The organism is Ensifer sp. EB106-05-01-XG146, from assembly GCF_058791875.1.
Genome location: NZ_JBYTDX010000003.1, coordinates 797,066 through 811,020 on the forward strand (window position 1 = coordinate 797,066; position 13,955 = coordinate 811,020).

The window sequence follows — 13,955 nt, forward strand, 5'->3', positions numbered from 1 at the left end:
TTGCCTTGGGAAAGCTGAGGCAAAAACTCCGCGAAACTGAGCGGAAACGAGACGAAATTTCTAAGGCTTGGCACAACCAGGGTCCGCGTTCCCTCGCGCTCCCACACGCCTGCCGATAGGTTCTGGGTCAGCATCAACACCGGAGAACCGCATGAAACGCCTCCTCATTCTCGGCGCCACCCTTGTCGCGCACTTTGTGACCCCTGCGCTGGCACAGGAGCCGACGAAGCTTCTCAACGCCTCCTACGACGTTTCCCGCGAGCTCTTCGTTGCCGAGAACGAGGCCTTCATCAAGCAGCATCCGGGCGTGACCATCGACCAGTCGCATGCCGGCACGTCGAAGCAGGCCCGCTCGATCCTCGAAGGCCTGGAAGCCGACGTCGTCACCTTCAACCAGACCACCGATATCGAGTTCCTAGCCAAGAACGGCTTTGTCTCCAAGGACTGGGCAAAGGCATTCCCGAACAATGCTTCGCCGTTCTATTCCTTCCCGTCCTTCCTGGTGCGCAAGGGCAATCCGAAGAACATCAAGGACTGGTCCGATCTCGCCCGTGACGATGTTCACGCTGTCTTCCCCAATCCGAAAACGTCGGGCAATGCGCGCTACACCTATCTGGCGGCCTATGCCTGGGCCAAGGAGGCCTATGAAGGCGACGAGGCGAAGATCGAAGCCTACATTACCAAGATCTTCGACAACGTTCCGGTGTTCGACACCGGCGGCCGCGCCTCGACGACCACCTTCGTCGAGCGCGAAACCGGCGACGTCCTGATCACCTTCGAGGCAGAGACCCGCAGCATCGCCAAACAGTATGGCGCCGACAAGGTCGAGGCCGTCATCCCGTCGGTCAGCCTGCTCGCCGAGTTCCCGGTCGCGGTCGTCGACAAGGTCGCCGAGAAGCACGGCACTCAGGCGCTCGCCAAGACCTATCTCGATTTCCTCTATACCGAGGAAGGCCAGCGCATCGCCGCCGAGTTCGGCCACCGCGTCCGCAACGAAAAGGTCGCCGGGGAATTCAAGGCGCAGTTCCCCGACATTCGCCTCGTCAATGTCGACGACGTCTTTGGCGGCTGGAGCAAGATCCAGGCAGAGCACTTCGCTTCCGACGGCATTCTGGACAAGCTCTACGGCAGCCGCTGATCGCTCTTTAAACTCGCATTCAGTCAACCCGGCAGACGAACCGTCTGCCGGGTTTCACCATGACATGACAAGGAAATGAACGCTTGAGACGCAATGTCCTGCCCGGGTTACGCCTGTCGCTGGGGGTGACGCTGCTCTATGTGAGCCTGATCGTCGTTCTGCCGCTGGCAGCCCTCGTGTTCAAGGCCGCAAGCCTCGGCCCTCTCGACTACTGGCAGATCGTCTCGTCGCCGCGGGCACTCGCAAGCTATCGCGTCACCGTGACGGCCGCCCTTGGCGCGACGCTCTTCAATCTCTTCTTCGGCCTGGCGCTCGCCTGGGTGCTGGTGCGCTACCGCTTTCCGGGGCGCCGCATCGTCGATGCCATGGTCGACCTGCCGTTTGCCTTGCCGACGGCCGTTGCCGGCATTTCGCTGACCGCACTTTTCACGACCAACGGCGTGTTTGGCTCAATCCTCGAAGACTACGGCATCAAGGTTGCCTATACGCCTATCGGCATCATGATCGCCATGTGCTTCACCTCGCTGCCCTTCATCGTGCGCACGGTGCAACCGGTACTGGAGGATCTCGATCCGGCGCTGGAGGAGGCAGCCCAGTCGCTTGGCGGCTCGGACCTCGCAATCTTCCGCAAGGTCATTCTGCCGCTACTGACACCGGCGCTTCTCGCCGGCGTCTCTTTGTCCTTCGCCCGCTCGCTCGGCGAATTCGGCGCGATCATCTTCATCGCCGGCAACCAGCCGATGTCGACCGAGATCACCGCGCTGCTGATCTTCATCCGGCTTGAGGAATACGACTATCAGGCAGCGGCGGCGATCGCGTCCGTCCTGCTGCTCACGGCCTTCCTCATGCTCGCGGTAACCAACTGGCTGCAGGCGCGGGCGCTGCGCTACACGCGGAGGTCTTGACCATGAGTTTCAAAAAGACCGTACGCACGCTGCCGCGGGTCGGTGACGGCCCCGTGTTCCGCCGCGCCCTTATCGGCGTCGTGCTGATCATCGGCGCGTTCCTCATTCTCGCGCCGCTGCTGATCATCGGTGTCGAAGCCTTTGCCAAAGGCTGGCAGGTCTATCGCGACACGATCCTGCATCCCGACACGCGCCATGCGATCATGCTGACCGTGCTTGCGGCGCTGATCGCCGTACCCATCAACACCGCCTTCGGCGTCGCCGCCGCCTGGGCGATCACCAAATTCGATTTCCGCGGCAAGGGCTTCCTGCTGGTGGTGATCGAGATCCCGTTCTCGGTTTCACCGATCGTCGCGGGTGTTGCCTATCTCTTCGTCTACGGGCTGCAGGGCCTGTTTGGTCCGACACTTGATGCCTATGGCACCAAGATCCTGTTTGCCATTCCAGGCATCGTGCTCGCCTCGATGTTCGTCACCGCGCCGTTTGTCGCCCGGGAGCTCATTCCGCTGATGCAGGCCCAGGGGCGCGATCTCGAAGAGGCGGCCGTTTCCCTCGGCGCTTCCGGCTTCCGCACCTTCTTTTCGGTGACGTTGCCCAACATCAAGTGGGCGCTGCTCTACGGCGTCGTCCTTTGTAATGCGCGCGTGATGGGCGAGTTCGGCGCGGTTTCGGTCGTCTCTGGTAACATCCGTGGCCAGACCAACACCCTGCCGCTCCATATCGAGCTGCTCTATCACGACTATCAGGCGGCGGGCGCTTTTGCGTCGGCGTCCATTCTGGCGCTCATCGCCGTCTTCACCATCATCGCCAAGGTCGCTCTGGAGCGCCAAGGGGCGGGCCGCGTCCGCCCAGTTGCCAATTCCGCGGAGAATGCATCATGAAGATCCGCCTTAACCACGTCGTCAAGACTTTCCAAACCTTCCGTGCCGTCAAGGACGTCTCCCTGGAGATCGAAAGCGGCGAGCTCGTCGCGCTGCTTGGGCCCTCCGGTTCTGGCAAGACGACGATATTGCGCATGGTTGCCGGCCTCGAATTCGCCGATGGCGGTCACATCTATTTCGGCGACCAGGATGCAACCGACATCCCTGTGCGCGATCGCGGCGTCGGCTTCGTGTTCCAGCACTACGCGCTTTTCCCGCATATGACCGTGGCGCAGAACATCGCCTTCGGCATGGAGGTCTCGAAGGTCAAGCGCGACAAGGCGGCCATCCATGCGCGGGTCGCGGAACTGTTGCGCCTGGTTCGCCTCGAAGGGCTCGGCGAACGGTTTCCGGCGCAGATCTCCGGCGGTCAGCGCCAGCGCGTCGCACTTGCCCGCGCGCTTGCCGTCGATCCAAAAGTGCTGCTGCTGGACGAGCCTTTCGGCGCGCTTGATGCCAATGTCCGGCGTGAGCTGCGACGCTGGCTGCGCGAAATCCATAGTGAGCTCGGCATCACCACGCTCTTCGTCACGCACGACCAGGAAGAGGCGCTCGATCTCGCCGACCGCGTGGTGATCCTGAAGGATGGCCATATCGTTCAACAGGGGACGCCGGAGGAGGTCTGCCGCGAGCCGAAATCGGCCTTCGTCATGAAGTTCCTCGGCGATGCCAACATGCTTCCCGCCGAGGTGCGCGATGGTCGGGCCTATGCCGATGGCGCGGTCATCGATGCCGCAGGGATCGCCGACGGCAAGGCCGAGCTTTACGCCCGGCCGGTCGATCTCGACTGGGCGGCGGGAGGCCCGGGTATCGCGGCCAATATCAGCCGGGTGATGGATCGCCCTGGCGGCCGCCGGGTGATCGCGACGACCGAGCGTGGCGTGCCGCTGGAGTTGGACCTGGAGCCGGAGCGTATCGTGAGGGCCGGCGACACCGGTTACGTGACGCTGCGGCGGGCAACGGTATTTGCGATTTAGGCTGAGCGCGCGGCCAGCCTCTTGCCGCCGTCAGGCGAAGCGGAGGGCGGACCGAGCGCGCGCCTTGGCTGCTTCTTCTTCCCGGTTGCGTGGGGGCTGTGACGTCTCGAGCGCATCGAGCAGTTCTTGCGCGCATGCCGCAATCGAATTGACCGCGTGCTCGAACGCCGCTTCGTTCCGCTTGGACGGCTTGTTCGTTCCGCTTAACTTGCGCACGAACTGCAGCGCAGCGTCATGGATCTCGGCGTTCGTCGCCGGCGGCTCGAAATTGAACAGGGGTTTGATGTTTCGGCACATGACGGGCTCCCGGTCCTCTTCGTTCTCGCTCCTGTCGAGGGCCGGATCTTAGTGCCCGTTCCTCGTCAGCGAAAGATCTTTACCGTCCGCTGCCTGCGATCCAACCGTTGGCCGGCTCCGCTCAGGAGTTCCGGCCGTTCTGTGCCAGGCGCATGCCGGCCGCGCGTCCGCCGCTCGGCACCACGACGATCTGCTTGACCTTGCCCTGCTTGAAGGCGGTCAGGAAACGCGGATAGTCGGCGAAGGCGACGCAGCCATGGGATTCCGCGCGCTTGCCGCGCAGCAGGTAGCTATGCGTCAGGAAACCGTCGCGGCCGTGCTTGTTCCTTCCGTCGACCGGCAGCATGCGGATCGCCTCGACCCCGTGGAAACGCGTTTCGCGCATCCTGAGGTTATAGGTGTGCGGCGGGGTCGGTCCGGTCATTTTGACGTCGACGTAGCGCGGGTTGTCGGCCATCTTGCCGATACCGGAATGGGCCTCGAGCACGCTGCCGTCAGGCATATAGACCTTGGCAGCGGTGATGTCGTAGACGGCGACGCCGTTGCCGGCCTTCGCTCCGCCGCCAAACATGTTACGCAACGCCTGGCCGAAACCGGTGCCGGCACTGTTCTCGGTCGGATCTTCCGGCCGTGCATAGGCAAGTTTCTGCTTCTTCGGCGCTTCGTCCGCGTCTGCCTTGGCTGTCTCTTCTTCCTTTTTCACCGCTGCGTCTTCCGCCTGCTTGGTCGCAGGTTTTTCGTCTTCGGCGGGCGGCTTTTCCGCTTGCGCGGTGCGGGGGCGGAATTGCGGCATGGGACCGACCGAGGGCGTGTCCTCATGGCTCGGCAGGGCGGCCGTGTCTTCAGCCTGGTCCTGGTCCGGTTGTTCCGCGAGATCGTCCTCGGACGGCGCCGTCAACAGAGCCGAAAAGGCGCTGCCTTCCACGTGGCTCTGTGAGGGGGTGGCGTAGGCGAGCTGGACCGGGTTCTTGGCAATGGCAACAGACGCCACCGGCGCGAAGCGTTCTGGCGCCGGGAGCTTTACCGTTGCGATCTGGTGGTGAACCTGGGTAGCGGGAACGGGGATGCTCGCGACTTTCTCGGACGAGAGAACAGCCTTTTTCACCGCGGCTGCAATCCGGGCGCTCTTGCCGATCGTTTCCGCATCTATCGGGAACAGGGCATCGTGCCCGAACCTCGCCTCGCTGGGAGCGAGGCTTGCGACCATGACGGGCTGCGCCGCGGCGGCGGCCACGAGCCGCGTCGCCTGGTTGGTTCTGGCGTGCTTGTCCCAGGCGCGCTCTTTGGTCGTCTCGGCCAAATGCAGCTGCGGCTTCGGCAGCAGGCGGCCGGAACCATGCGCGTAGGAACTGCCGATCGCGGCCATGCCGACAAGCGACCACGCAGCCGCGCCGACGAGAGCGGTGCCGCAGCAAGTGATCAGCAATGGGCGCAACAGACGGTGCAAAGACTGTGGGCGAATGATCTTACTCAACAACGCAAATCAAGCCAGAAAATCTCACAAAGGCTCTCAGCCCGGCGAGCGAACGCCGCTGCGCGATTTCTGGATTGTCCCCTTCTTGACGACTGATGGACAAAAGATGGAGAAGTATGGTTAAATTTTGCTTTCCAACCGCCGAAATAGATCCCGGATCGATTTTTTTCCGCCGAAAGGGCCCATTTCGGCCGCTTTCCGGGCGGCTGGTACTCGGACTACGCTCACACTTGCCTGTTGGGGGTACTACGGATTGCAGCTCAGATGCGTCCGTTCTGAAAGGCCAGCCGGAAGCAGGCACCGCCGCTCTGTGAGGTCAGGATGCTCACGCGGCCTTTGTGTCGCTGCGCGATCTGCAGAACGAGATTGAGGCCGAGACCAGCGCCACGTTCGCGCGGCTTGAGGCGGTAAAAAGCCTCGAAGACGCGCTCGCGTTCCCCCTCCGGGATGCCCGGGCCGTCGTCGCTGACTTCGATCACGCCGTCCGGTGCGACCCGTACGACGATCACGCCCTGGTTTCCGGCATGCTCGATCGCGTTCTGGACGAGATTGGTAACCGCCCGTTCAAGCGAGACTGCGTCGCCCTGTATCAGCGACTGCTCGGTGTTTTGTTCAAACGACAGGTCGTAGCCTTCGTCGATGGCGAGCGGAGCAAGGTCGGCAACGACGTTGCGGCAGAGCGCGACGAGGTCCACGGCGGTGAAGGGCCTGGCGTCGGCTTCCAGCCGTTGCAGATCGAGCAACTGCTCGGCAAGCGCTGAAATCCTCTCGCAGTCGGAGATCAACCGGTCGCGCTCCGGCCCTGAGGCGAGCAAGTCGAGCCGCGCCTGAAGAATGGCCACAGGCGTCCGCAGCTCATGGGCGGCGTCGAGAATGAAGCGCTGATGTTGGCCATAGGATTGATCGAGCCGGTGAAGGGCGCTGTTGATGCCGCGCACGAGCGGGCGGACCTCGCTCGGAACCGCCGTTTCGGCCAGCCGGTGGCTCCGGTGCGTAATGTTGATCTCATCCGTTTCGCGGGCGAGATCGGAGATGCCCCGGATCGCCCGGTTGACGATGCGGGGCACCGCGAAGATCGTGACGAGCGCGAGCAGCACCAGCATCGGCGCGACGAACAGGCGTGAGAACGAGAGGATGAGCGACGGTTGGCTCAGAAGCGTTCCCTGTCCGAATACGGTGAAGCTGCCTTCCTCGTTTGTCATGCGCCGGATGACGGCGAGATAGTTCGATGGCGGGCCGTCGTCGCGGATGTCCGAATAGGTCATTCGGTCGAGGGCCACGGTCATGCCGCGGTAGATGTCCGGTACGTCGCCGGACTGAACGATCTCGCCCCCGTCGCTGCGCGCGATGAACCAGAAATGCGGTTGCTCGCGACGAACGCGTGCCAGTTCCGCGGTGTCAGCGAGTTCGAGCTTGCCGCTGGCACTCCGCTTGATCGCGCGGAACGCCGTCTCGACCGGGGCGGGACTGACGAGCGCGCCGCCTTCGTCAGCGACGACGAGTAGCGTGACGAAGGATAGGCCGAACGCAAGAAGCACCGCCAGCTGCAGAACCAGCAAGTGTGCAATGAGACGTTGCTTGAGAGACCGTGGCCAGAGCTTCCACACTATCCGCACCATGTTGTTGGACCGGCAACGCCGTTCGGCTGACGCTTTTATTGAGGCGGCATAGACCGATGTCAGTAAAACCTTGCCGAGACGATTGTAAACGCGAGGTTGCACGGACATTACGCGGAAAGGCGGGGGGGCAGCGAGCAGGCCCGACGATCGCTTGCGCTGTTCCGGCTCAAGGCGTTGACTTGTCCCAGACCCTGGCGAAATCGACGAATGCCCTGAGCGCCGCCGGCATCTGGCGTCGGCTCGGATAATAGAGATAGAAGCCACCATAATAGGGGCACCAGTCTTCAAGGACGCGGACCAGCTTGCCCTCGTCGATGAGCGCGCGCACCTGGTCCTCGAAGGCAAAGCCGATCCCCGCGCCGAGAAGGGCCGCGTCGACCATCATGTCCTGGTCATCGACGATCAGGGCACCGGTCACCTCGACCTGAACTTCGACACCGCCGCGCTCGAACTCCCAGGCATAGAGCCTTCCGCTGCCGAAGCGCAGTCCGATGCAGGACAGCGCCTTCAGATGCTCGGGAGCGGTCGGCCTTGCGTGGCGCTCGAAGAAGGAAGGTGTTGCCACGATCGCGGTACGCTGGCGCGGACCGATCGGGACGGCGATCATGTCCTGCGCGACGATCTCGCCAAAGCGAACACCCGCATCGAAACCCTCCGACACCATGTCGACAAGGTCGTTATCGACGACGATCTCGATGTTGACCTTCGGATGACTTTCGAGAAACCGCGCAACGATTGGCAGGAGAACCATTTTTGCCGAAGCGCGCGCCGTGTTGAGCCTCAACCGTCCGATCGGCGCTCCCCGGAAATTGTTGAGATCGTCAAGGGCGTCCTCGATGTCGCGGAAGGCGGGCGCCACGCGAGCGAGCAGAAGTTCTCCCGCCTCGGTCAGCGCAACGCTGCGGGTGGTCCGGTTGAAGAGCCTAAGGTCCAGGCGCTCCTCAAGCGCCTTCAAGGCGTGGCTGAGTGCGGACGGCGTGCAGCCGATCTCGTCGGCGGCACGGCGGAAGCTCTGGTGGCGGGCGAGCGCAAGGAAAGGCGACAGGTCGGACGGCGATATGGTTCGCATTGATGAATGCTATTCAACAACTCAACAAGAATCCAGTCGATTATCTCAGCAGACGTCTCGCAGTACAACCTTCCCAGCCGCCGACGATGGAGCGGCGAAACAAACCGGAGGTTCACATGCATACGTGGTTCATCACTGGCGCATCCCGTGGATTTGGTGCTCTTATCGTTGAAAAGGCCCTGGCGAAGGGTGATCAGGTGGTCGCGACGGCGCGCAATCCCAGGGCGATCGCGGACCGCTTCGGGGATCATCCCAATCTCCTGGCCGTCGCGCTCGACGTCACTGACGAGGCCCAGGCGCATCAGGCTGTGGGCCAGGCGATCGCGCGCTTCGGGCGCATCGACATCCTGGTCAACAACGCCGGCTACGGTCTCCTGGGCGCGGTCGAGGAAGCGACAGGTCCCGAGATTGAAGCGCTCTATCGGACCAACGTCTTCGGACTTCTGGCCGTGACCCGCGCGGTGCTGCCGCACATGCGCCGCCAACGCCATGGGCGGATCCTCAACTTCTCATCCGTCGGCGGCTACCGCAGCGGACCTGGTTTCGGCGTTTACTGCTCGACGAAGTTTGCCGTCGAGGGACTGACCGAGGCTTTGGCGGCGGAACTCGCGCCCCTCGGAATCTACGCAACGGCGATCGAGCCCGGTTATTTCCGCACGGATTTTCTCGACTCGACGTCACTGAGCATCAGCCCGATCGAGATCAGCGACTATGCGGAGACCGCAGGTGCCGTTCGCAGCAAGGCGAAGGAGATCAGCCACAACCAGCCGGGCAACCCCGACAGGCTTGCGAACGTACTGATTGCGTTCGTCGATGCGGAGCAGCCGCCGGTCCGGCTTCCGCTTGGCAGCGACACGGTGGCTGCGATCGAGGCCAAGCACGCTTCGGATCGCGATCTTCTTGCCCAGTGGCACACGGTTTCCGTTTCGACAGACTTCGAACAGGCCGTTTGAAACAGAGCCTGGATCGATTTTCTTCTGATCCGCAATAAATGCCGCCGGTACCGACTGCCCGGAACCATCCGGGGTTCGGTGCCGGCGATCCAATCCCCGCGTTTTCGCGCAAAGGCGCTTGTCGGGCTCTAAAACATGAGTATAAGAGACAAGTATTGGCGTGCGGCATCGGACGAGCCGCAGCTTTTCCCGCGAAGTTTGCATCATGCCTGAAGAAATCCACCCCCAAGACCGCCGTGGCGCGCTTCGCTAGGAAGGGTGGCTGATGGCAAGCTCTCTCAATCACTGGCTCGGTCTGCTCTTCAGGCGTCACCACAAGGAGGTGGTGCGCTACGCATCGCGCCTGATCGGCAATCGGGATGACGGTGAGGAAGTTGTGCAGAACGCCTATCTGCGCATGGTGAGGGTAGACCGCCGCAGCGTCGAGCACCCGCGTTCCTACCTGTTCAGGGCAGCGCGAAATGCGGCGATCGACTTTCGCATCAAGCTCGAGCGGGAGTGGTCGCGCCGGGTCGAATTGGACCAGGCAGACCGTCTGTCATCGTCGGACGATTTTGCGTTGCGGCTGGAATTTCGCGACAAGGTCGCAGCCCTTTCCGTTCTCTTGAACGAGTTGCCGGTGGCCTGCCGAACGGCCTTCATCATGAACAAGGTCGAGGGCCTTTCGCACCGCGAAATAGCCGAAACGCTGGGCATCTCGGTCAGCATGGTCGAAAAGCACATGCTGCGTGCCCTGAGCCATTGCCGCGACGTGCGGCGAGAGCTGGACCATGTCTGACAAGGGGCGGCGATGAAATCGGCATCAGCGACAACGCAATGTCCTGCAAGGGACATCTCAGACGCGGCGCTCGCCTGGGTCGTCCGGCTGCATTCCGGCGAGGCGACCAGCGAGGACCAACGCGCCTATGATGCGTGGCGCGGACAAAGTGCCGAGCACGAGGCGGCGGCGGTCGAAGCGGAAGCCTTGTGGGACGATGCGGCACATCTGCGCCGCGATCGCCGCACCGGTCTCGTCTATCCCGGCCGCGACACCGCACTCCTTTCGCGCCGCCGTCTTCTGACCGGTGCGGTCGGCATCGCTGTTCTGGGAGGCGTCCTTCCCGCTTCGCGCCCCTGGCTGCGCATCCTCGGCTCCGACTATGCGACCACCACGGCAGAGACACGTTCGATCGACCTGCCCGACGGGTCACGGGTGGTCCTCAACGCGCGCACTGCGATGGACGTGGATTTCGACGAACGGGCGCGCCGGGTGGTTCTGAAGGAAGGCCAGGCATTCTTCGACGTGGCGGCGGACGCACGACCCTTTCAGGTTGCCTCAGGTGAAACCATCGTCAAGGCCCTTGGAACCGCCTTCGACGTGGACGCCAATGCCGCCGATGGTTCGCTCGGCATTGCTGTCACCCGCCATTCCGTTCGCGTATCGCCAATGGCAGGCGGGGACGTCATGGGCGTTACGATCGCCGAGGGAGAGCGCGTGTCGGTCGGGGGTGACGGCGCCATCGGTAACCCTGTCGTGCAGGATCCGGCAATCGCACTCGCATGGCAGTCCGGCATGTACGTCGCCGAAAACCGCAGGCTCGGCGACGTCATCGCTGCCCTTAGCCGCTATCACGGCGGCTGGATCGTCTTCAGCCACGACCGCTTGAAGTCGACATTGGTCAGCGCGGTGCTGGATCTCAGAACCCCTGACGCCTCGCTTTCAGCACTTGCGTCCGGCCTGCCGATCCGGGTCACGCGCATGACGCGCTTCGTGACATTGATCTCGGCGGTCTAGCCGGTTTCATTTTTTTTCGAACATCGTTGCGGGTTTTTGGGTGACGCCTCGTCTCGGCTTTTGAGGGGTGTGTCCTGCCAGCAGGAAGAACGATCCCTCGCTCACAGCATGGGAATAGGGATCAGATGTCCAGACAAACGGGGCGAAACAAACTTCTTGGCGCGGTCGTGGTCGCAACCACGGCGGTCGGTTCACTTCAAACGGCAATGCCGGCTCTGGCACAACAGGAACGGTCTGCCCGTTCCGGCGCCACCACCTTCGACATACCGGCGCAGTCCCTGACCGCGGCGCTTACGGCATTTGCGCGGCAGTCGGGGCTGAGACTTGCCTATTCGGCATCGCTGACCCAGGGGAAATCCGCGCCTGCCGTCAGCGGACCGATCCCCCCGGCAGAGGCGCTCTCCCAGCTTTTGTCCGGCAGCGGCCTCTCCTATAGCCTGAACGGCGGGACCGTCACGATCACCGAGCGCGTTTCCGGTGCGCACGCGGTCGGTGCGGCCAACGGCGAGACGATGCTTGCGCCGATCGTCGCCGGCGGCGGCATCATCAATCCGGTGGATGCGCCCTATGAAACGGCTGCGCCGACCGCCTACATCTCGCAAGAAAACATCGACCGCTTCCGCGGCTCGAGCCCGGCCGACATTTTCCGCGGCACGCCGGGCGTGCTTTCCGGCGAAGCGCGCAACGGCGCCGGCGCCGTCGACGTCAACATCCGCGGCATGCAGGGTATGGGCCGCGTTGCCGTCACCGTCGACGGAGCCAGCAATTCGGCCACGGTCTATCAGGGCTATCAGGGCATCTCCAACCGGACCTTCGTCGATCCGGATTTCCTGGGGGGCGTCGATATCACCAAGGGTTCGGACGTCGCATCGAGCGGTATCGCCGGCACGGTGGCGATGCGCACGCTGGACGCCGGCGACATCGTGAAGGAGGGGCACACATTCGGCCTTCGGGTCAAAGGCGGCTTTGGCACCAACACATCCACGCCGCCGCCGGCCGGCACCACGGCGGGCTATGCCTGGCCGGGGGGCACCTGGGCGCCTCCGGTCGCAACGGCAAAAAGCGACGGAATGGACCGCCCCTCGTTCTTCGATCCGACCAGCGGCTCGGGCAGCATCGTCGGTGCGATGCAGGAAGAAAACGTCGACCTCCTTGCCGGTTACGCCTATCGCCGGCAGGGCAACTATCACGCGGGCACCAACGGACCCTCGGCAGTACCGGTCAGCATGGGACCGCGACCCTTCTGCTATGAGAGCGGCGTATGCCTGCCGCCCGCCCGGGGCTGGAAAGACTATATCGACAATATTGGCATCGCCAACTACCGCGCCGGCGAGGAGGTGCTGAACACCCAGCTCCAGACAAAGTCCTATCTTGCCAAGGGCACAGTTCGCTTCGAGAACGGTCACAGCCTGCAGTTCGGCTACAATGGTTTTCGCAGCGAGGCCGGCGACCTCCTGGCGTCGCGCCTGACCTCGGATCGGGGCCAGGCGGTGCAGCAGGGCCAGACGGCGGGAACGAAGGTCGATGCCGGCACGCTCCGTTACGGCTGGAAGCCTGATGACAACGACCTCATCGATCTCAAGGCCAACCTCTGGGCCACGCGGCTGGAGCTGCGCAATCCCCGACGGAGCGGCGTGCTCTATCCGCAGCCCGGAGATTTCGGCCTGCCGGTCGATTTCCGCACCGGCTCCGACACCTTCATGTGGGGCGCCGATGTCGCAAACACGTCGGTTTTGACGACCGACTACGGCGGGCTCGACCTGACCTACGGCCTGTCGTTCCTGAGCGAGGATACGCGACCGAGCAAGTTCACACCGGAACTGGAGACCTGGCTCGACCTTCGCGATGGCACGCGGCAGGAGGCGGCGGCCTTCACTAAGGCTGCCTGGAAAGCCACCGATTGGCTGACGATCAATGGTGGCCTGCGCTACCAGCACTACTGGACCGAGGATCGAAATGCCCCCGAACAGGCCCGACCGGGCTACACCTACGACACGGCCCTCAGCGACGGCGGCTTCAGCCCCTCGGTGGGCGTGACGTTGGAGCCTTTCGACGGCACTCAATTTTATGTGAACTACTCGAACGCACTGCGCTCGCCGAGCATCTTCGAGGGCGTTTCGGCCTTCACCATGAACGTCAATTCCAACCTGCGGCCGGAACGGTCGAGCAATTGGGAGGTGGGCACCAACCTGAGGCGCGAAGGCGTATTTTCGGCCGACGACCAGGCGATGATGAAGCTAGGCTTCTTCGACTGGAATGTCGACAACTACATCTCGCGCGAATGGTATACCGATCCGCGCGGGATCTCCGGCATGCGCATTCACAACATTGCCGGCGCGCACTTCCAGGGCATAGAACTGTCCGGTCGTTATGAACGCGGCGGCTTTACCGCCGAGCTCGCCGCCAACTACTACACTGACGTCGAGTTTTGCCGAACAGCGACCACTTGCGGACACAAGTCGCTCTATGCCGACTACGCCACCAACCAGGTGCCGCCGGAATACACGGTCGCCCTGACGCTGTCGCAGACATTCCTCGACGACGCCTTGACGGTTGGCGGGCGGATTTCTCGTACAGGATCGCGCGCGATCGGTCATGGCGACGTGACCGCCCAGGGCGCTTCCCAGTTCATCTCGCTGATCGACTGGAAGCCCTATACGCTGGTGGACGCGTTCGCCGAGTACCGGATCAACGAGACCCTGACGGCGGCCTTCCGCATCGAGAACCTGACCGACGCCTATTATGTCGATCCCTTGAGCCTGGTGCAGCAGCCCGGCCCGGGACGTACCTTCTACGCGTCGTTGAAGGCGGAGTTCTGAGCCCGCGAAC

12 protein-coding genes are annotated in these 13,955 nt (G+C 63.1%); 8 read left to right on the top strand and 4 right to left on the bottom strand.

Going from position 1 to position 13,955, the window contains the following annotated elements; genetic code table 11:
• Positions 1-151 precede the first annotated feature (151 nt).
• The 4 genes from cysP to AC3WVQ_RS32380 all read left to right on the top strand — a co-directional run bounded on the left by cysP (position 152) and on the right by AC3WVQ_RS32380 (position 3,940).
• Positions 152-1,138, top strand: a complete 987-nt coding sequence (gene cysP / locus AC3WVQ_RS32365; RefSeq protein WP_060530496.1) for a thiosulfate ABC transporter substrate-binding protein CysP — start codon at positions 152-154, stop codon at positions 1,136-1,138.
• 83 nt (positions 1,139-1,221) lie between these two features.
• Positions 1,222-2,043: a sulfate ABC transporter permease subunit CysT gene (cysT, locus tag AC3WVQ_RS32370; RefSeq protein ID WP_060607811.1), complete on the top strand. Its 822-nt coding sequence runs from the start codon at positions 1,222-1,224 to the stop codon at positions 2,041-2,043.
• A gap of 2 nt (positions 2,044-2,045) precedes the next feature.
• Entirely contained in the window at positions 2,046-2,924 is an 879-nt protein-coding gene (gene cysW / locus AC3WVQ_RS32375) for a sulfate ABC transporter permease subunit CysW (protein ID WP_060607813.1), read from the top strand.
• Positions 2,921-3,940 (top strand): sulfate/molybdate ABC transporter ATP-binding protein, encoded by a 1,020-nt coding sequence (locus tag AC3WVQ_RS32380; RefSeq protein WP_192444467.1) that lies wholly within the window; start codon positions 2,921-2,923, stop codon positions 3,938-3,940. Before cysW ends, AC3WVQ_RS32380 begins: the two co-directional genes overlap by 4 nt.
• Positions 3,941-3,970: 30 nt before the next feature.
• On the opposite strand, the gene AC3WVQ_RS32385 is transcribed toward AC3WVQ_RS32380, so the two are convergent.
• From AC3WVQ_RS32385 to AC3WVQ_RS32400, 4 genes are all read right to left on the bottom strand, one after another.
• Complete coding sequence (locus AC3WVQ_RS32385; protein WP_090300725.1) at positions 3,971-4,237, bottom strand: DUF2277 domain-containing protein; 267 nt, start codon at positions 4,235-4,237, stop codon at positions 3,971-3,973.
• 121 nt (positions 4,238-4,358) lie between these two features.
• Positions 4,359-5,711: a DUF2778 domain-containing protein gene (locus tag AC3WVQ_RS32390; protein WP_234824504.1), complete on the bottom strand. Its 1,353-nt coding sequence runs from the start codon at positions 5,709-5,711 to the stop codon at positions 4,359-4,361.
• A gap of 260 nt (positions 5,712-5,971) precedes the next feature.
• On the bottom strand, positions 5,972-7,249 hold the full coding sequence (locus AC3WVQ_RS32395; RefSeq protein ID WP_492383467.1) for a sensor histidine kinase: 1,278 nt from the start codon (positions 7,247-7,249) through the stop codon (positions 5,972-5,974).
• 247 nt (positions 7,250-7,496) lie between these two features.
• Positions 7,497-8,399: a LysR family transcriptional regulator gene (locus AC3WVQ_RS32400; RefSeq protein WP_192444465.1), complete on the bottom strand. Its 903-nt coding sequence runs from the start codon at positions 8,397-8,399 to the stop codon at positions 7,497-7,499.
• 116 nt (positions 8,400-8,515) lie between these two features.
• Between AC3WVQ_RS32400 and AC3WVQ_RS32405 the strand changes: the two genes are divergently transcribed.
• From AC3WVQ_RS32405 to AC3WVQ_RS32420, 4 genes are all read left to right on the top strand, one after another.
• Entirely contained in the window at positions 8,516-9,352 is an 837-nt protein-coding gene (locus tag AC3WVQ_RS32405; RefSeq protein ID WP_192444464.1) for an oxidoreductase, read from the top strand.
• A gap of 265 nt (positions 9,353-9,617) precedes the next feature.
• On the top strand, positions 9,618-10,130 hold the full coding sequence (locus AC3WVQ_RS32410) for a sigma-70 family RNA polymerase sigma factor (RefSeq protein WP_060530493.1): 513 nt from the start codon (positions 9,618-9,620) through the stop codon (positions 10,128-10,130).
• Positions 10,131-10,142: 12 nt separating this feature from the next.
• Entirely contained in the window at positions 10,143-11,126 is a 984-nt protein-coding gene (locus AC3WVQ_RS32415; RefSeq protein WP_492383468.1) for a FecR family protein, read from the top strand.
• A gap of 125 nt (positions 11,127-11,251) precedes the next feature.
• The gene (locus tag AC3WVQ_RS32420) at positions 11,252-13,945 is read left to right on the top strand and encodes a TonB-dependent receptor (RefSeq protein ID WP_192444462.1); all 2,694 of its coding nucleotides are present in this window, start codon (positions 11,252-11,254) and stop codon (positions 13,943-13,945) included.
• Positions 13,946-13,955: the final 10 nt, after the last annotated feature.